16 protein-coding genes are annotated in these 19012 nt (G+C 42.1%); all 16 read left to right on the top strand.

The window, feature by feature from the left end; translation table 11 throughout:
• Nucleotides 1-8 precede the first annotated feature (8 nt).
• Nucleotides 9-1550 (top strand): acyl-CoA carboxylase subunit beta, encoded by a 1542-nt coding sequence (locus tag KHA99_RS05700; RefSeq protein WP_213116432.1) that lies wholly within the window; start codon nt 9-11, stop codon nt 1548-1550.
• A gap of 106 nt (nt 1551-1656) precedes the next feature.
• Nucleotides 1657-2556 carry a 2-dehydropantoate 2-reductase gene (locus tag KHA99_RS05695; RefSeq protein WP_213116431.1) on the top strand — a complete coding sequence of 300 codons (900 nt, stop codon included), beginning with the start codon at nt 1657-1659 and terminating at the stop codon, nt 2554-2556.
• Nucleotides 2553-2948, top strand: a complete 396-nt coding sequence (locus KHA99_RS05690) for a DUF3397 domain-containing protein (RefSeq protein WP_213116429.1) — start codon at nt 2553-2555, stop codon at nt 2946-2948. Before KHA99_RS05695 ends, KHA99_RS05690 begins: the two co-directional genes overlap by 4 nt.
• Before the next feature lie 90 nt (nt 2949-3038).
• Entirely contained in the window at nt 3039-4673 is a 1635-nt protein-coding gene (bshC, locus tag KHA99_RS05685; protein ID WP_213116428.1) for a bacillithiol biosynthesis cysteine-adding enzyme BshC, read from the top strand.
• Between the two features lie 383 nt (nt 4674-5056).
• Nucleotides 5057-5488, top strand: coding sequence for a division/cell wall cluster transcriptional repressor MraZ (gene mraZ / locus KHA99_RS05680; RefSeq protein ID WP_213116427.1), 432 nt, complete (start codon nt 5057-5059; stop codon nt 5486-5488).
• 70 nt (nt 5489-5558) lie between these two features.
• Nucleotides 5559-6491 carry a 16S rRNA (cytosine(1402)-N(4))-methyltransferase RsmH gene (rsmH, locus tag KHA99_RS05675; protein ID WP_213116425.1) on the top strand — a complete coding sequence of 311 codons (933 nt, stop codon included), beginning with the start codon at nt 5559-5561 and terminating at the stop codon, nt 6489-6491.
• A gap of 32 nt (nt 6492-6523) precedes the next feature.
• Nucleotides 6524-6883, top strand: a complete 360-nt coding sequence (ftsL, locus tag KHA99_RS05670; protein ID WP_213116424.1) for a cell division protein FtsL — start codon at nt 6524-6526, stop codon at nt 6881-6883.
• Nucleotides 6880-9117, top strand: coding sequence for a penicillin-binding protein (locus KHA99_RS05665; protein ID WP_213116423.1), 2238 nt, complete (start codon nt 6880-6882; stop codon nt 9115-9117). The genes ftsL and KHA99_RS05665 overlap by 4 nt, the downstream gene beginning before the upstream one ends.
• A gap of 128 nt (nt 9118-9245) precedes the next feature.
• Entirely contained in the window at nt 9246-11165 is a 1920-nt protein-coding gene (locus KHA99_RS05660) for a stage V sporulation protein D (protein ID WP_213116422.1), read from the top strand.
• A 169-nt stretch (nt 11166-11334) separates the two neighbouring features.
• Nucleotides 11335-12804: a UDP-N-acetylmuramoyl-L-alanyl-D-glutamate--2,6-diaminopimelate ligase gene (locus tag KHA99_RS05655; protein WP_213116916.1), complete on the top strand. Its 1470-nt coding sequence runs from the start codon at nt 11335-11337 to the stop codon at nt 12802-12804.
• Nucleotides 12804-13253, top strand: a complete 450-nt coding sequence (locus tag KHA99_RS05650) for a hypothetical protein (RefSeq protein WP_213116421.1) — start codon at nt 12804-12806, stop codon at nt 13251-13253. The genes KHA99_RS05655 and KHA99_RS05650 overlap by 1 nt, the downstream gene beginning before the upstream one ends.
• 1 nt (nt 13254) lies before the next feature.
• A complete protein-coding gene (gene mraY / locus KHA99_RS05645; RefSeq protein ID WP_213116420.1) occupies nt 13255-14229 on the top strand; it encodes a phospho-N-acetylmuramoyl-pentapeptide-transferase in 975 nt (324 codons plus the stop codon).
• The gene (murD, locus tag KHA99_RS05640) at nt 14230-15582 is read left to right on the top strand and encodes a UDP-N-acetylmuramoyl-L-alanine--D-glutamate ligase (RefSeq protein ID WP_213116419.1); all 1353 of its coding nucleotides are present in this window, start codon (nt 14230-14232) and stop codon (nt 15580-15582) included.
• A gap of 108 nt (nt 15583-15690) precedes the next feature.
• Nucleotides 15691-16755, top strand: a complete 1065-nt coding sequence (spoVE, locus tag KHA99_RS05635) for a stage V sporulation protein E (RefSeq protein WP_249366536.1) — start codon at nt 15691-15693, stop codon at nt 16753-16755.
• A gap of 146 nt (nt 16756-16901) precedes the next feature.
• Nucleotides 16902-17993, top strand: coding sequence for an undecaprenyldiphospho-muramoylpentapeptide beta-N-acetylglucosaminyltransferase (gene murG / locus KHA99_RS05630; RefSeq protein WP_213116417.1), 1092 nt, complete (start codon nt 16902-16904; stop codon nt 17991-17993).
• 80 nt (nt 17994-18073) lie between these two features.
• Nucleotides 18074-18982, top strand: a complete 909-nt coding sequence (gene murB, locus KHA99_RS05625) for a UDP-N-acetylmuramate dehydrogenase (RefSeq protein ID WP_213116416.1) — start codon at nt 18074-18076, stop codon at nt 18980-18982.
• Nucleotides 18983-19012 lie beyond the last annotated feature (30 nt).

The following is a 19012-nucleotide window of genomic DNA, read 5'->3' as shown; positions in this document are numbered from 1 at the left end:
GGGGCATTATGGCACAGACAAATACATTAAATGATCAATTAAACGAATACCAGAAACAAATCGAAGCGGGCGGGCATCCAAAATATCATGAAAAGGCCAAAGAGCAGAATAAGCTGTTCGTCCGTGACCGCTTAAGGTTATTGTTTGATGATGGGCAATATGAAGAAGACGGCAAATTTGCCAACTTTACGGCAGGTGATTTGCCTGCTGATGGCGTGGTAACAGCAATTGGCAAAATAAATGGCCAGACTGTATGTGTAATGGCAAATGACTCCACTATAAAGGCAGGCTCCTGGGGAGCACGGACCGTTGAAAAAATCATCCGTATTCAAGAAACAGCTGAGAAATTGCAGGTGCCTTTATTGTATTTGGTGGATTCGGCAGGTGCGAGAATCACCGACCAATTAGAGATGTTTCCAAACCGCCGCGGGGCCGGAAAAATTTTTTATAATCAGGTAAAGCTGTCCGGCATGATTCCGCAGATTTGTATCCTGTTTGGGCCATCCGCAGCAGGCGGGGCCTATATCCCAGCTTTTTGCGATATTGTCATCATGGTCGACCAAAATGCCTCCATGTACTTAGGGTCGCCGCGAATGGCGGAAAAGGTCATCGGCGAAAAGGTGACGCTAGAGGAAATGGGCGGGGCTCGAATGCATTGTACAATTTCGGGCTGTGGTGATGTTCTGGTTATCAACGAGGAGGAGGCAATTGAGTCTGCCAAAAGATATATCAGCTTTTTTCCAGCCAATTTTAAAGAGAAGACAAAAAAGATTGCTGGTGCGGCGGCTAAGGAAGGAAGGGAATTAGAGGCGATTATTCCGGAAAACCAAAATGCCCCGTTTGATATGTATGAGTGTATTGATCGACTGGTTGATGCCGGCAGCTTCTATGAAATTAAAAAATTATTTGCACCTGAGTTAATAACTGGACTTGCTAGAATAGATGGAAGAGCGGTTGGAATCATTGCCAATCAGCCAAAGGTAAAGGGCGGCGTCCTGTTTGTCGATTCCGCGGATAAAGCCGCAAAATTCATTCAGCTTTGTGATGCCTTTCATATTCCGTTATTGTTCTTGGCAGATGTGCCGGGCTTTATGATTGGAACAAAGGTCGAGCGTGCGGGCATCATCCGTCATGGGGCTAAATTAATTGCTGCTATGAGTTCTGCCACAGTGCCAAAAATCTCAGTCATTGTTCGCAAGGCTTACGGTGCCGGGCTTTATGCGATGGCAGGCCCTGCCTTTGAACCGGATTGCTGTATCGCTCTGCCTACCGCACAAATCGCCGTAATGGGTCCTGAAGCTGCGGTAAATGCTGTCTACTCCAATAAAATAAATGAAATTAACGATCCAAAGGAAAGAATCGCTTATGTTCAGGCGAAACAAAAGGAATATAAAGAAGCTATTGACATTTATAAGCTGGCTTCTGAGCTTATTGTTGATGAAATTGTTGCCCCATCCGAATTAAGAAGCGTACTCATTCAGCGCTTTGATTACTATGAAACAAAAGAATTGAACTTCGGTGTCAGGAAACATCCTGTCTACCCAGTCTAAAAAAATATCCCTTTTCGAACTTTCTGTCGAAAAGGGTTTATTTTTTTACAAACAATTAATTGCTTTTGGTAAAATACGGGTAAGACGATTTAAAGAAGGGATAGCGATGAAGGTTGGAATTATTGGAGCGGGTTCATTAGGTTTATTATTTGCTGCCTATTTGAGCCGGGCTTTTGAAACCATTATTTACACAAGAACCCCGGCACAAGCAGAGCAAATTAACCAAAATGGAATCGTGCTTAAAAAAGGAGATACTGAGACGAGCACCAACGTACAAGCCTTCCCAATCAGCGATTGGAAAGGAACGGAAACTGTTACGGTTGTTGCTGTAAAACAATATCATCTGCAAACGATTATTGAAAAAGTGAACAGCTCGGCGGCACCTAACTTACTTTTTATCCAAAATGGTATGGGGCATTTAAAGCTGCTCGAAGCAATTAAGGAAAAAAATATTGCGGTAGGCTCTGTGGAACACGGTGCCTTAAGAGAAAATGCCTACACGGTTTATCATAATGGCGAAGGAATCACGAATGCTGCCAGGTTTCAAGGAACGGCCGATTGGCTGCATTTTCTCGCAGCTAAAGTACCGAATGATTTTCCGATTGTGATAAGAGAAAATTATTTTGATATGCTGCTAAAGAAATTGATTGTCAATGCAGCAATTAATCCTCTGACGGCTATTCTTCGCGTCAAAAACGGAGACTTAATCGAAAATCCATATTACCTGCAGGCACTGAACAACTTATTCGAGGAAATTTCGGACGTGCTGCGTTTAGATGATAAGGAAGCCTATTTGCAGCATATTCATTATGTTTGTCAATCAACAGCCGAAAATCGTTCGTCCATGCTGAAGGATTTGGAAGCGGGCAGAATGACCGAGGTGGACGCCATTTTAGGCTTTCTCTTGGATGAGGCAGAGACGCTGCATAAAAAGGCCGCACAAATACAGGGGCTATATTTTCTAATTAAGGGAAAAGAACAAGAAGAAAGGAGTGAGCAGTTTTGAGCTCCATCCTATCGACTTTGTTAACGCTGTTGTTCATTATGCCGTTCCTAGGCTTTTTACTCGTTTTTCTCGTCTTTAAACTCATCACGAATGACACTCGAAAATCAGTGCATCATGCCCTTGATTATTCAACCATTTTATTTATTATTTCTGTTCATTTTTTAGTAAAAACAATTTGGGGGAATTCATTTTTTTGGATAATACTACTAGTAATGATTTTCATCGCGATCATTTTTGTTGTTGTCCATTGGAAGGTGAAAGATGAGATCATTTTAACAAAGGTGATGAAAGGTTTTTGGCGGTTTAATTTTCTTCTATTTTTTCTTGCCTATATATCCCTGACGCTATTTGGTGTAATTCATCGGGCCATTATCTTTTCGTTAGCATCTTAAAAAAATTGAAGCATATGTTTTTTTTATATAGGCCGGGGAGTGGTATACTCTTAAAAGAATAATTTGGGTTTACAGAAAGGGAGTTCATGAATGGAGATTTTAAATCTCTCTTTACCAGCGGCCAACCGGTTCGCTTCAAATTACTTGGCGCAATCAAAGGATGTTATGCCTTTTTTTCATTATCACTTCAATGATTTAAACGAAGATTTAAAGAGGACGGCTGAATTAAGGGAGAGAAGCTTTCCGCGCAGTGAGACTGCTAGACATATTGAAAGCTTTATGGAGCGATTTGGCAACTCGGAAGCGGTGGAAAACTCCCTTGAGAAGCTGAAGCGTGAGGACAGTGCAGTCGTAATCGGGGGACAGCAGGCAGGAATCCTCACAGGTCCGCTTTATTCGATACATAAGGTTATTTCGATCATTAAATTGGCAGAACAAAAAGAGAAACTTCTTGGGATTCCGGTTGTCCCTGTGTTTTGGATTGCGGGTGAAGACCATGATTATCAAGAAGTGAATCATGTCTATGTTCCGATGGAAGAAAAGCTTGATAAATGGACCTATCCGAAAAAGGTTCATAGCAAGCCAATGGTTACTGATATTCCGTTGGACCAGGAAATCTGCCGGGAATGGGTTCGGAATATTATTGAGAATTTCGGTGAATCGGAGCATACGAAGCAGCTATTAGACTTTGCTGAAAGGCAGATTGAAAAATCAGCCACCTTTGTTGACTTTTTCGCTTATATAATTATGGAGCTTTTTAAGGATTATGGTTTATTACTTGTCGACTCCGGCGACAAAAGCTTCCGGCAGCTTCAAAAGGATTTTCTAACGGAGCAAATTGGCAATCATGAGGTAATCACCTTTTCACTATTGGAACAGCAAAAGCAAATAGGCGAGAAAGGATTCCCAATCACCATTGAAGCGGGGGAAAATGCGGCTAATTTGTTTTATTATGATCAAAAATTAAAAGAACGCATTTTGCTGGAATATGACAGGGCCGCCAATCTCTTTGTGGGGAAAAGTGGAAGAGTTACCTTTACCCAACAGGAATTAGTGGAGATGGCAGCACAATATCCTGAAAAATTTAGCAATAATGTGGTGACCAGGCCGCTCATGCAGGAATGGCTCTTTCCTACCCTTGCCTTTATAGCAGGTCCAGGCGAGATATCGTATTGGGCGGAACTAAAGCTTGTCTTTGAACATTTTAACATGAAAATGCCGCCAATTGTTCCTCGTTTAAATATTACGTTTTTGGACCGCTCCGTGGAAGCGGAAGTGACACAATTAAATTTAAAGCTAGAGGAAGTTTTACAAAGGGGAACGAATCAAGAAAAAGAGCAATTTCTTGAAACGGTAAAGGATAAGGAAGTTGAAGCGTTATTTTCTACTGTTAAGGAAGAACTGCTTAAACAATATCAGTTTATTGAAACAAAAACAGCTGTAATCGACCGGGGTCTCCTGCCGCTGCTCAAGAAAAATGAAAGCTATCTTCTTAAGGAGATAGGGTTCATGGAAACAAAGCTCGAAGATGCAGTAAAGCAGAGACACGATATCCAATTAAAAAAATTCAGCCGGATCAATCTCGCCTTAAGACCAGACGGCTCCCCGCAGGAAAGGGTCTGGAATATTTTCTATTACCTAAATCAATATGGATTAACCTTTATCAAAGACCTCATGATATTACCATTCGAATTTGACGGTCTGCATAAGGTTATCAAAATCTAGGGGCTGTCCAAAAAGTCAGGTAACTGACTTTTGGAAGCCCCTCTTTATTTTATTTGACTGTGTAATAAGTCTGGAATAAGTCTGTTGATTTCCGCTTCAGGGGCTCGCTTTCCGCGGGCGTTACGTGGACCTCCCCGCGGAAAGCGAGTGCCCGGAGCGGAAATCAACAGGCCCATTAGCAGGGGCAATCGATCAATAAAAAATTGCCGATAAAATAAATTTTTTACAATCCGAGAAAACTTCGCCTATGTGGGGTTTTCTTTTTTTTGTAAAAATAACCAATTTGAAAAGGATTTTTGGATTTAAAGAAGAATAGTTAAAAAATAGGTGGTGGAAAGTGGGGGAATGTGGTACATTTTTAATAGAAAGTGGGGGTAGTGGGTATGTTCATGGGTGAATACCATCATAGCATTGATAACAAAGGCCGACTGATTGTGCCCTCCAAATTCCGCGATGAACTCGGCGAGATGTTCATCATCACTAGGGGTTTGGATCAATGTTTGTTTGGTTACCCATTATCAGAATGGAAGCTGATTGAAGAAAAATTAAAAGGCTTGCCGCTGACAAAAAAAGACGCCCGTGCCTTTACACGATTCTTCTTTTCCGGCGCAACAGAGAGTGAACTGGATAAACAAGGAAGAATTAACATCCCCGCACCATTATTGCAGTATGCAAAATTAGATAAAGAATGTGTGATTTTGGGTGTTTCCAATCGAATCGAAATTTGGAGCAAGCAGATTTGGGAAGACTATTTTTCACAGTCTGAAGAATCTTTTGCGGAAATTGCAGAAAATATGATTGGCTTTGATATATAATGGATAAGTTATCTTAATATATTTTCTGCATACAAATGTTTAGCGATAGATTGGAAAAGGTGGTACGTAAATGTTTAAACATACAACTGTGTTATTGGATGAAGCGGTAGAAGGCTTGAATATTAAGCCTGATGGTATTTATGTGGATTGTACATTGGGTGGTGCAGGGCATAGCTCTTTAATCCTCTCGAAACTCGGGACAGAAGGCAAATTGTTTGCATTTGACCAGGATGATACAGCCATCAGAAATGCAGAGCAGAAATTAGCCGAATATGGCGACCGCTTAACCATTATTAAAAGCAATTTTTTACATTTAAAAGAAGAACTTGAAAAACAAGGAATTGAAAAAGTTGATGGAGTTCTGTATGACTTGGGTGTATCCTCCCCACAGCTTGATACTCCTGAGAGAGGCTTTAGTTATCATCATGATGCCCCTCTCGATATGAGGATGGATACGGGTGCACCAATCTCTGCCTATGATGTAATTAACCATTGGTCTTATGAGGATTTAGTCCGAATCTTTTTTCACTATGGTGAGGAAAAATTCTCGAAACAAATCACCCGTAAGATTGAAGCGGCGAGAGCGGTCAAACCAATTGAAACGACATTTGAATTGGTTGATTTGATTAAGGAAGCCATTCCGGCCCCTGCAAGGAGAAAAGGCGGGCACCCTGCCAAACGAATTTTTCAAGCGGTCAGAATTGCAGTTAACGATGAACTGGGTGTGTTTGAGAAGTCTTTAAACCAGGCGATTTCTTTACTGAATAAAGGCGGGCGTATCAGCTGCATCACGTTCCATTCGCTTGAAGATAGAATTTGTAAAGCAACATTTAAAAAGGCAAGTGAAACACCACCGCTGCCGCCAGGTTTGCCGGTCATTCCGGATGAGTACAAGCCTATTTTAAAATTAATCACAAGGAAACCGATTATTCCATCCGAAGAAGAGGTGGAACACAACAATCGTGCACGATCGGCAAAGCTACGTATTGCCGAAAAAATATAGAATATAAATAATCAAACCGGAGGGGAAAAAGATTGAGTAATCTTGCCAGGAAAGTTCAAGAGCAGCAGCGAACAGAACAAACAGTACGCGACGAAAGACAGGTAAAAATAAAAAAATCCTGGCTTACTCCAGGGGAAAAAATAATCGGAGTTGTTTTTGCAGGTGTCGTTTGCTTTGGGGCTGCCCATCTCCTAAACAATCAGGCAAAAATCTATGACGTGAATAAAGAAATTCAAACGGTTGATGCCAAGTTGAAGGAACAGCAGAAAGTTAATAGCGACCTGCAGGTACAAGTTAGCGAATTAAGTACGTACGAGCGGATTTATGAAAAAGCCAAACAAATGGGATTAATTTTAAACGAAAATAACGTCAAGGTTGTGCAGCAGAAATGATTAAGAAACAGCCATATATAAATTCTGGAGCAGCGATATTGTTTATAATATTCAGCCTGCTCTTTTTTGTCTTATTGTGCAGATTTCTTTACATTCAAGTTACTGGTGAAGCAGCAGGCCAGAAGTTATCAGCACTTGCTCAGGAAAAATATAACCGAAATGGAACCATCCCTGCTGTACGGGGAGTCATTTACGATCGGAATGGTGAGGTGGTTGCGGAGGATACTGCATCTTATTCCTTAGTAGCAATTCTTGATAAGAAAATGACGACTGACCCGAAGAAACCGATGCATGTAAAGGACCCGGAGAAAACGGCAAAAGAGCTGGCCAAATATATTAAAATGGATGAATCAGAGATTTACCGCAGACTAACGATAAAAGGCAGGTTTCAGGTGGAGTTTGGAAAGGCAGGAAAAGATATTACCCATGAAACAAAAACAAAGATAGAGGCACTGAAACTGCCAGGAATTACATTTATCCGTGATTCGAAAAGGTTTTATCCAAATGGTACCTTTGCCTCGCATTTAGTAGGTTATACAGACAGCGTTAAACAAAAGGATAATACCTTCAAATATGAAGGGATAATGGGAGTTGAAAAATCGTATAACGATGCCTTGACTGGCAAAGACGGAAAAATACAATATGAAAGTGATAAATGGGGATATATTCTTCCTACCGGAAAAGAAAAAGTCACCCCCGCAAAAGATGGAAATGATGTCTATTTAACGATTGATAAGAAAATCCAGACATTTTTAGAGGATGCCATGGACAAAGTGGTTAAGGACTACAAGCCGAAGAAAATTATTGCGATTGTGGCCGATCCGAAAACAGGTGAGATATTAGCAATGGGCCAGCGGCCGTCCTTTGATCCAAAGACAAAAGACGGGATTGATAAAAGCTGGCATAACGAAGCGATTGAAACTTCGTTTGAGCCAGGTTCGACGATGAAAATCTTTACACTTGCTGCAGCCGTTCAAGAAAATGAGTTCGATCCAAATGAACTGTATCAGTCCGGGTCCTACCGGGTGACGGATAAGGATAAAGCCATCCATGACCACAACGGGTCTGGCTGGGGCAGCATTACTTATCTTGAAGGTGTACAGCGCTCCTCGAATGTGGCGTTTGCGAAAATTGCTAAGGAAAAATTGGGCTTTGAAAGATTCAGAGAGTATTTAACGAAATTTGGTTTTGATAAGCCGACAGGCATTGAACTGCCAAATGAAACATCCGGGAAAATTCAATACACTTATCCAATTGAAAAAATCACCACCGCCTATGGTCAAGGAACAGCGATAACACCAATTCAGCAAATCCAGGCGGCTACGGCCGTTGCCAATGGCGGGAAAATGGTAAAGCCGCATGTGGTCAAGAAAATTGTCAATCATGATACCGGTGAAACGATCAAAGAAGAAACTGCTGAGGTTGTTTCTAGCCCGATTTCCGCCGAAACTGCCAGCAAGGTTCTCGATTACCTAGAAACGGTGGTCACCTCTCCAAAAGGCACCGGCGGGCGTTATAAAATTGACGGCTACAGTGTGGCAGGGAAAACAGGAACAGCTAATATTCCCGGTCCGGATGGAAAATATCTAAGCGGGGTTAACAATTATATGTTCTCCTTTTTAGGGATGGCTCCAAAGGATGACCCGAAACTGATTGTTTATGTGGCCGTTCAGCAGCCTGATTTGAAAGGACTTGATGCAGGCCAAGGCGCCATTCCTGTGTCGGCCATTTTTAACCCTGTCATGCAGAACAGCTTACACTACTTAAATATTCAGCCGTCTGCTGCGGAAAAAACGAATGTCAGCGAATTGCCTGATTTACAGGGGATGGACGTAAATGAGGCGGTAAAAAGTCTAAAGGACAAGGGAATTGAAGCAGTGGTTCTCGGAACCGGAACCAAGGTGGACAAGCAGCTGCCTAAAGCCGGAACGGAGATTCTCGAGGGTGAAAAGGTGGTTATACGAACAAATGGTGAATTGACTGCTCCGGATCTAACAGGCTGGTCACTAAGGGATGTCATGAAGGTTGCCAATTTGGCCGGATTAAATTTGAATCCAAAAGGAAAAGGATATGTTGTTAGTCAAAATATTCAACCACAAGCGTTATTGCGTAAGGATGATTTCTTGATTGTCGAACTTAAAACGCCCGAAGAACAATGGACAGAGGAAATAAATGGGCAGCAGCAAGAGGGAACAAATCAAGAGGACAATCAGGAAGAAAAAGTGCAGGATTAACTAAGAGAAGAGGCTGTAATCGGACAGCCTCTTTTCCGCGGTTTGAACCGTTTGGACCCGTTCTAATCAAGGAAGTACAAGCATATAAATGAACGATAACGTAAAGGAGTAGGAGGCATTGTTCAAATATGCGCGTTTCAAATGTAACGGTCCGTAAACGGTTATTACTTGCACTAATCATCGGAATTCTGATCTTTTTGATTATTGATGTCAGGCTAGGTTATGTACAATTTTATCTCGGAGACATGTTGACTGGACGTGCAAAGGATTCTTGGAGCCGGAATATTCCATTTGAGCCCCAGCGAGGCGAAATTGTTGACCGCAATGGTGTTCCATTAGCGACTAATATGAGTGCCCCAACTGTCTGGGTTGTCCCAAGGCAGGTTAAAGACCCGGCGACAACAGCTGAAAAACTGGCCACAGTATTAAATATGCCTAAAGAAACAGCCTATCGCGAGATCACACAAAAAGAGAGAATTGTTCGGATAAAGGAAGGGCGAAAGATCTCCCATGAAAAAGCAAAAGAGATCCGGGCATTAGGTCTTGATGGTGTCTATATAGGGGAAGATTCTAAACGACATTATCCTTACGGCAGCTATTTAGCCCATGTTCTAGGCTTTGCAGGAGTGGACAACCAGGGATTGATGGGCCTTGAAAAATATTATGATAAAGAGCTGAGCGGGGAAAGAGGCTCTGTTAAATTTTATGCAAATGCCAAAGGCGAACGAATGAATGATATGGCTGATGATTATGAGAAGCCCGTCAACGGTCTTGACCTAAAATTAACGATTGACACAAAGGTCCAGACGATTGTCGAAAGAGAGCTGGATATTGCCGAAGCGAAATATAATCCAGATGGAATTATTGCCATCGCGATGAACCCGAACAGTGGGGAGATTTTAGCGATGTCAAGCAGGCCATCCTTTGACCCGGCAAATTTCCGCAACGTTCCGCAGGAGGTTTACAACCGGAATTTACCTGTCTGGATGACGTATGAGCCGGGGTCGACTTTTAAAATCATTACGCTGGCAGCGGCATTGAATGAGGGAAAGGTAGACTTAGAGAAAGAACATTTTCATGATTCCGGCTCAGTTCAGGTAGCCGGTGCCAGGTTGAAATGCTGGAAACGAGGCGGACATGGAGATCAAACCTTTTTAGAAGTTGTGCAAAATTCCTGCAACCCCGGATTCGTGGAGCTTGGTCAAAGGCTGGGCAAGGAAAAGCTTTTCCAATATGTAAAGGATTTTGGCTTTGGCCAAAAGACAGGGATTGATTTACAGGGGGAAGCAACCGGGATTCTATTTAATATGAACCGCGTCGGCCCGGTTGAATTGGCAACAACTGCTTTCGGACAAGGGGTATCTGTTACACCAATCCAGCAGGTTGCTGCAGTGTCTGCTGCCGTAAACGGCGGGATCTTATATAAACCTTTTATTGCAAAGGAATTAATCGATCCAGTAACAAAAGAAATCGTAATGAGAAATACTCCGGTTGAAAAGCGCAGGGTTATTTCTGAGGACACATCTAAAGAAATTCGCCATGCCCTTGAAAGTGTTGTTGCCCAAGGAACTGGAGGTAAAGCATTTGTTGATTCATATCGGATTGGCGGCAAAACTGGAACAGCCCAAAAAGCTCAGGGTGGCCGATACTTAGAAAATAACTATATCGTCTCGTTTGTTGGCTTTGCTCCCGCGGATGACCCGCAAATTGTTGTTTATGTTGCTGTTGATAACCCGAAAGGCGTAACTGCATTTGGAGGTACTGTTAGTGCTCCGATTGTAGGGAATATAATGAAGGACAGTTTAAGTGCGATGGGAGTAGAACCAAGAAAAGAGCAAATTGAAAAAGAAATCAAATGGCCTGATACTGCACCAATCGAACTACCTGATTTTGTCGGCATGACAAAAGTTGAACTTATGGAACAAATCTTGAACCTTCGAGTTGATGTAAGCGGCGAGGGCGATGTTGTTGTGAGACAATCTCCTGCACCTGGAACGAAAGTTAAGGAAGGTTCAAAAATTAGACTATACTTCGGCAGTGGTGATTAATTAATAAGTCTTAAATCAATTCTCACCTCTAGCTTTTGCCAATACAAAAAACAAAATGGCAAAAAAATTTATTTTCATGTAAAATAAAGTGAAACTTTCGCCCACTAGTCTCTTCTAAAGGGGCATTGGCAAAAGCAGAGGTAAGGTAATGAGAGGATTTGAGATGAACATGAAGCTGAAAAAGCTGCTTGAGAGTTTGCATCTGATAATTCCCTATGAAGGAGAAGACCGGGAAATCACTTCAATAGAAAATGACAACCGCAAGGTGCAAAATGGGAGCTTATTTATTTGCATTAAAGGCTACACCGTGGACGGGCACGATTTTGCTGAATCGGCTGCAGCAAGCGGTGCTGCTGCTATTCTCGCGGAACGTCCGCTTATGCTCGATGTTCCTGTTATCGTTGTGAATGATACAACAAGAGCAATGGCGGTTCTGGCTGATACCTTTTTCGAACAGCCTTCAAAGAAACTGCACTTGATTGGAATTACAGGTACAAACGGAAAAACAACAACCAGCCATATGATTGAAAAGATTGTTGCTGATTATGGGCGGACTACCGGATTAATTGGCACGATGTATACAAAAATTGCTGATAAGCTGATTGAAACTAAAAATACCACACCTGAAAGCTTAACGCTGCAAAAAACCTTTAAACAAATGGTGGATGATGGGGTGGAAACAGCCGTCATGGAGGTCTCTTCACATGCTTTGGATTTAGGAAGGGTCCATGGCTGCGACTTTGACGTGGCCGTATTTACCAACCTTACTCAAGACCATCTCGATTATCATAAGACAATGGATGAATACCAACGGGCAAAGAGTCTATTATTTGCTCAGCTCGGTAACACCTTTAACCAGAAAAATCCAAAATTTGCCGTGTTAAATGCTGATGACCCTGCGTCAATCATGTTTAAACGGTCGACGGCTGCCTATGTTGTGACTTATGGGATCGACTCAAAAGCGGACATTCAAGCGGAAAATATCCAGATGAACGCATCAGGCACCGAATTTGAGGTCGTGATTGGCAATCATAGATATCCCGTAAACATTCAGTTTATCGGCAAATTCAGCGTTTATAATGTTTTGGCCAGTATCTCGGCCGCACTGGTATCAGGGCTTCCAATAGAGACGATTATTGGCTCTCTTGAAAGTATTAAGGGAGTGGCAGGAAGGTTTGAGCTTGTCCAAGCAGGTCAAGATTTTACCGTGATTGTCGATTATGCCCATACACCGGACAGCTTGGAAAATGTTTTGAAGACAATTCAGCATTTTGCCAAGCAAAAAATCTTCGTTGTGGTCGGGTGCGGCGGTGACAGGGACAGGACGAAACGTCCTCTGATGGCGCAAATTGCCTGCCAATATGCAACTGATCCGATCTTCACGTCGGATAATCCACGCAGTGAGAATCCGCTTGAAATTTTAAAGGAAATGGAATCTGGGGTTCAAGGCAGGAACTATATTTATCGGGTGATTCCTGACCGTAAAGAAGCCATTGGCGAAGCGGTAAAGCAGGCAACAGCAGGTGATGTCATTTTGATTGCCGGCAAGGGACACGAAACCTATCAGATTATCGGCAGTGAAGTTTATGATTTCGATGACCGGCTTGTCGCTAGGGAAGCAATTGAGGAGAGAAAATAATGGTTTTGACCTATCGGGACTTGGCTGAAATTTTTTCGGAAAAACAAGGAGTCCAAGGTGATTTTGCTTTTTATACGGTGACTGATATGGCGGGGGATATACAGCCAAAGGGACTGTTTATCCATATAAGCGAAGATAGCGGCAGTCTATCTGAAGCCATTGCTCAAGGTGCTATCGCGGTTCTTTGGGACAAACGAAAAAAACTGCCGAATTACACTCCAAATCATTTTCCGGTATTTTTTACAGATGATTTAGGGGATGCAATTGTACAGATTTTAACACGATATATTGAAAAATTGGATGGAGAAACAACTGCAAAAATGGAGACAACTAACTTTAAATTTTCAAATAAAAAACTTCTTAATAAAAATAACGAATCATATGATATTGCTGTAATGCTAAAAAAAATAATCGAAAAACAAGAAAAGATACACGGGGGGAGGGGATAATATGCTGGAGCAAGTTATATTTTTCACAATCATCATGGCGTTTCTAATATCGGTGCTGCTATCACCAGTTTTTATTCCCTTCTTAAGAAGGTTGAAATTTGGACAAAGCATCCGGGAGGAAGGACCTAAATCACACCAGAAAAAATCAGGAACACCGACGATGGGCGGCATCATGATTTTATTTGCAATTGTCATAACAACGCTGGTGATGACGGGCAAATTTTCCGAACCGACGGTTAAAACGTATTTGCTGCTTTTGGTCACGCTTGGGTTTGGTTTATTGGGATTTTTAGATGATTTTATAAAAGTAGTCCTGAAGAGAAACCTGGGATTAACCTCCAAGCAAAAGTTTTTAGGACAAATTATTATTTCCGTTATATTTTACTTGGTGTACAAACAAAACGGTTTTTCAACCGAAATCATCCTTCCATTTACCGACAAGTCGCTTGATTTGGGATGGTTTTTTGTCATTTTTATTGTTTTTTGGCTAGTAGGTTTTTCCAATGCTGTCAATTTAACGGACGGATTAGATGGCTTGGTGTCCGGTACTGCCGCTATTGCGTTCGGCGCGTTCGCCGTCCTTGCCTGGAATCAGTCGCAAATGGAAGTTGCGATTTTTTCTGTTGCCATTGTCGGTGCTGTACTTGGCTTTTTGGTATTTAATGCCCATCCGGCCAAGGTTTTCATGGGGGATACAGGCTCGCTTGCGCTGGGAGGAGCCATTGCCGCCATTTCCATCCTTACGAAGCTAGAAGTATTGCTTCTGATCATTGGCGGGATCTTTGTGATTGAAACTTTATCAGTCATTCTTCAGGTTGCTTCCTTTAAAACAACTGGAAAGCGCATCTTCCGAATGAGTCCCCTGCATCATCATTATGAGCTTGTCGGCTGGTCTGAATGGAGAGTAGTTGTTACTTTTTGGAGTGTCGGCCTAATTTTTGCGATTCTTGGAATCTATATCGAGGTGTGGTTGTAATTGAAGCAGATTGAATCTTATCGCCATAAAAAAATTCTTGTCTTAGGGTTAGCCAAAAGCGGAGTTACGGCCGCCGCTCTTTTACATAAGCTTGGAGCCTTTGTAACAGTTAATGACAAAAAGCCATTGTCGGAAAATCCCGAGGCTCAAGGGCTGTTAGAACAAGGGATTAAAGTAATTTGCGGGGAGCATCCGGTTGAGCTGCTGGATGAGGGATTTGAGTTGATTGTCAAAAATCCCGGAATTCCATATACCAATCCAATGATTGAAGGCGCATTTGAAAAAGGTATTCCTGTCATAACTGAAGTGGAGCTTGCCTATGAAATCTCCGAAGCTCCACTTATCGGGATTACCGGAACGAATGGGAAAACCACTACGACAACACTCGTGTATGAAATGCTGAATGAGGGTGAAAAGCAGCCGTTAATTGCAGGGAATATCGGGACAGTTGCATCTGGTGTAGCTGAGATAGCGGGGAAAGACAATACAATTGTTATTGAATTATCATCCTTCCAGTTAATGGGGATTAATACTTTTAAACCGAAAATTGCTATTATTACAAACATCTATGATGCCCATCTGGATTATCATGGGACTAGAGAGGAATATAAAAGGGCAAAAGCAAACATTACGAAAAACCAAACAGAGGATGATTATTTAATCATAAATGCCGACCAGGAAGAAACTTTCGAAATGGCCCGCCATTCCAAAGCGAAAATCATTCCCTTCTCTACCAAAAAAGTGCTGATGGAAGGGGCCTGCATCAAGGACGGCTGGATTTGTTTTAATCAAGAAAAAGTAATGGAAATTGAGAAAATTGTTCTGCCGGGCCGCCATAATTTGGAAAACATCTTATCGGCCATGGCTGCAGCCAAGCTTTCAGGTGTTGAAAATCATGCCATTCAACAGGTTCTTCTTACATTTACAGGAGTCAGACATCGCTTGCAATACGTTGCTGAAGTGAATGGGAGAAAATTCTATAATGATTCAAAGGCAACGAATACGTTAGCAACAATCAAAGCACTTTCGGCATTTGACGGTCCGATTGTCCTGCTTGCAGGCGGGCTGGATCGGGGTAATGAGTTTGATGAGTTAATTCCTTACTTTGAAAATGTAAAAGCAATGGTTACGTTCGGCCAGACAGCGCCAAAGCTTGAACGCGTGGGGCAAGTTGCGGGAATAAAATGCATAAAGCGTGTCGATAATGTTGACAAGGCTGTACCTGCTGCATTCGGATTTTCGGAACCGGGTGACGTAATTTTGTTATCTCCTGCCTGCGCCAGCTGGGATCAATATAAAAGTTTTGAAATCAGGGGAGACATTTTTATCGAAGCGGTGCATAAGCTTAAGTAAGGGCATGTCCAACTTAGAGTTCTAAGGCGGTGATGTTTCAAGCCCTAAAACTTGTAGTTGAGGTGTTTAGCTGTGCCGACAAAGAGAACAACTCCCGATTTTATTTTAATGATCGTTACCTTTACCTTGCTCGCCGTAGGGTTGATTATGGTGTACAGCGCGAGTGCAATCTGGGCTGAATATAAATTCGAAGATTCCTTTTTCTTTGCAAAACGGCAAACCTTATTCGCGGGTGTTGGCATACTGGCAATGTTTTTTATTATGAATATTAACTACTGGACATGGCGGACGTGGTCTAAAACTATTTTAATTGTTTGCTTTGTCTTATTAATTCTCGTCTTAATCCCGGGTATCGGAAATGTTCGGAATGGGTCACGAAGCTGGATTGGGGTAGGGGCGTTCTCGATTCAGCCGTCAGAATTTATGAAGCTTGCGATGATTGCCTTTTTGGCAAAGTATCTTTCGGAACGGCAAAAATTGATTACTTCCTTTAAAAAAGGACTTGTCCCTTCATTGGGCCTCGCTTTCGTTGCGTTTGCAATGATTATGCTCCAGCCTGATTTAGGGACAGGTACTGTCATGATGGGCACGTGCGTGGTGATGATCTTTATCGCGGGTGCACGCATCAGTCATTTTGCCTTTCTGGGACTCATTGGAGTAGCCGGATTTATCGGCTTAATTGCCTCTGCTCCCTATCGTATTAAAAGGATCACGTCATTTTTAGATCCATGGTCTGACCCTTTGGGAAGCGGATTTCAAATCATTCAATCGCTTTATGCCATAGGCCCTGGCGGTTTGTTCGGACTTGGTCTTGGTGAAAGCCGGCAAAAGTTTTTCTACCTGCCTGAACCGCAAACAGATTTTATTTTCGCGATTCTCTCGGAGGAACTGGGCTTTATTGGCGGATCATTCGTTATTCTTTTATTTGCGCTTTTATTATGGCGCGGGATCCGTATTGCCTTAGGTGCACCTGACTTATATGGAAGTTTTCTAGCCGTCGGAATAATCGCAATGGTTGCGATTCAGGTTATGATTAATATAGGTGTTGTTACAGGATTGATGCCGGTTACGGGGATTACCCTGCCATTCTTAAGCTATGGAGGATCTTCCTTGACACTTATGCTAATGGCAATTGGTGTGCTCCTGAATATAAGCCGCTATTCGAGATATTAAAGAGTACCCTGTTGGTTGACAGGGTCTTTTTGTTTGTTTCTAATTTTCTTTTTCATTACAAATAGATAACATTCTTTTTTCGATAGCTTTTTTCATATAATTTTTATAGTAGAATGTGTTTAGCTGACTTTTACGAGGTGAGAAATTTGAAAATAGCGGTAAGCGGCGGCGGTACAGGAGGTCATATATACCCTGCACTTGCACTTATTCGAGAAATCCAAAAGGAAAATAATCAAGCCGAATTTCTATACATAGGTACAAATAATGGTTTGGAAAGTAAACTTGTTCCTAGGGAAAATATCTCTTTTAAGTCCATCCACATTACAGGCTTTAAGAGAAAGCTATCCTTTGAAAATGTGAAAACGATTTGGCGGTTTCTTAAAGGAGTAAGAGACAGCAAAAAAATATTAAAAGAATTTAAACCGGACATAGTGATTGGGACAGGAGGATATGTTTGCGGGCCGGTTGTCTATGCTGCTGCCAAACTGCATATCCCTACGATTATCCATGAGCAAAATAGTGTTCCCGGCTTAACGAACAAGTTTTTGAGCCGTTACGTCAGCAAAATTGCCATCTGTTTTGATGAAGCGAAAGAGTTTTTCCCTAAAGACAAAGTAGTCTTTACAGGTAACCCCCGCGCATCTGAGGTCATTGGTACGGATGGCATTAAGGGGCGGCTTTCTGCGGGTTTGAGCACGACAGAGCCTTGTGTCTTAATAGTTGGCGGGTCGAGAGGGGCGAGGCCTATAAACGAGGCGGTTATTAAGGCAATCTCTGAGTTTGCAGGTAAACCATATCAGGTGCTTTATGTAACCGGTGAAGTGCATTATGAAGATGTTAAAAAAGAAGCTGAATTGATTGGAAGCCCCAAAAATGTCGTCATCAAACCTTTTATTCATAATATGCCCGAAGTTTTGGCGGGGACTGATTTAGTTGTAGCGAGAGCAGGGGCTACCACATTGGCAGAGCTCACTTCGCTTGGAATACCTAGTATTTTAATCCCAAGTCCGTACGTAACGAATAATCATCAAGAAAAAAATGCCAGGTCACTTAGCAGCCATGGAGCTGCACAAGTTTTACTGGAAAAGGATTTAACGAGCGTGGCCCTTGTTAAGGAAATAGATCGGATTTTGCTAAATAAAGACATACTCAAGGAAATGAAGCAAAAATCCAGGGAAATGGGTGTTCCGGATTCAGCTGTTAGACTTTACAAAGTTATGAGGAATCTGATGAAATAATGGTAATCATTAGTAGCCCAAATTATTTTTTTGGCATAAACTAAAACGATATGTAAGTTAGGAAAGCTAGGTGGTATAAATTGGTTGAAGCTGTAAAAGAATTGCAAGAATTAAATATCGGAAAAGTGAAGATAAATGAACCTCTTGCCCATCACACCACAATTAAAATCGGCGGTCCCGCTGATATACTTATTGAACCTTCTTCAGTTGAAAATTTGCAAAAGGTAATGGAAGTCATTAGAAACCATCACTTAAATTGGCGGGCCATCGGCAGAGGCTCCAACCTTTTAGTGTCAGATAAAGGAATTGAGGGAGTTGTCCTGAAACTGGGCAATGGTATCGATTCGCTTGAGATTAATGGAACTGAAATAACTGTTGGCGGCGGACATTCGCTTGTTAGTCTATCTACCCTAATTAGCAAAAAAGGTCTATCCGGTCTGGAATTTGCTAGCGGAATTCCCGGTTCTGTCGGCGGGGCCGTGTACATGAACGCTGGAGCGCACGGGTCTGACATCAGCAGGGTTCTTACAAAAGCACATATCCTATTTTTGGATGGTTCAATGGAGTGGCTTTCTAATGATGAGTTAGAGTTTTCTTATCGGACCTCCATTCTGCAGAATAAACGTCCGGGTATCGTCGTCGAAGCTGTATTTCAACTCGAGGCAGGAGAAAGGAACTCGATAGTAGCCCAGATGCAAAAAAACAAAGATTACAGAAAGGAAACTCAGCCTTGGAATTTTCCGTGTGCAGGCAGTATTTTTCGGAATCCACTACCTAATTACGCCGGAAAATTAATTGAAGTAGCAGGCCTTAAGGGCTTTAGTATTGGCGGTGCAAAGATTTCCGAAATGCATGGGAATTTTATTGTCAATGCCGGCAATGCCACGGCAGGGGATGTGCTTGCCTTAATTCAGCATGTTAAAGATACGATTTACAATTTATATCAAATAAAAATGGAAACGGAAGTTGAAATCATCGGGAGAAAATAAGCAAGGCCGCCTGTGGAATTTTCCTGACAT

This window comes from Neobacillus rhizophilus (assembly GCF_018343535.1).
Classification (GTDB): Bacteria; Bacillota; Bacilli; order Bacillales; family Cytobacillaceae; genus Neobacillus; species Neobacillus rhizophilus.
Note: the sequence above shows the minus strand (reverse complement) of the source record. Positions and strands in the feature narration are given on the sequence as shown.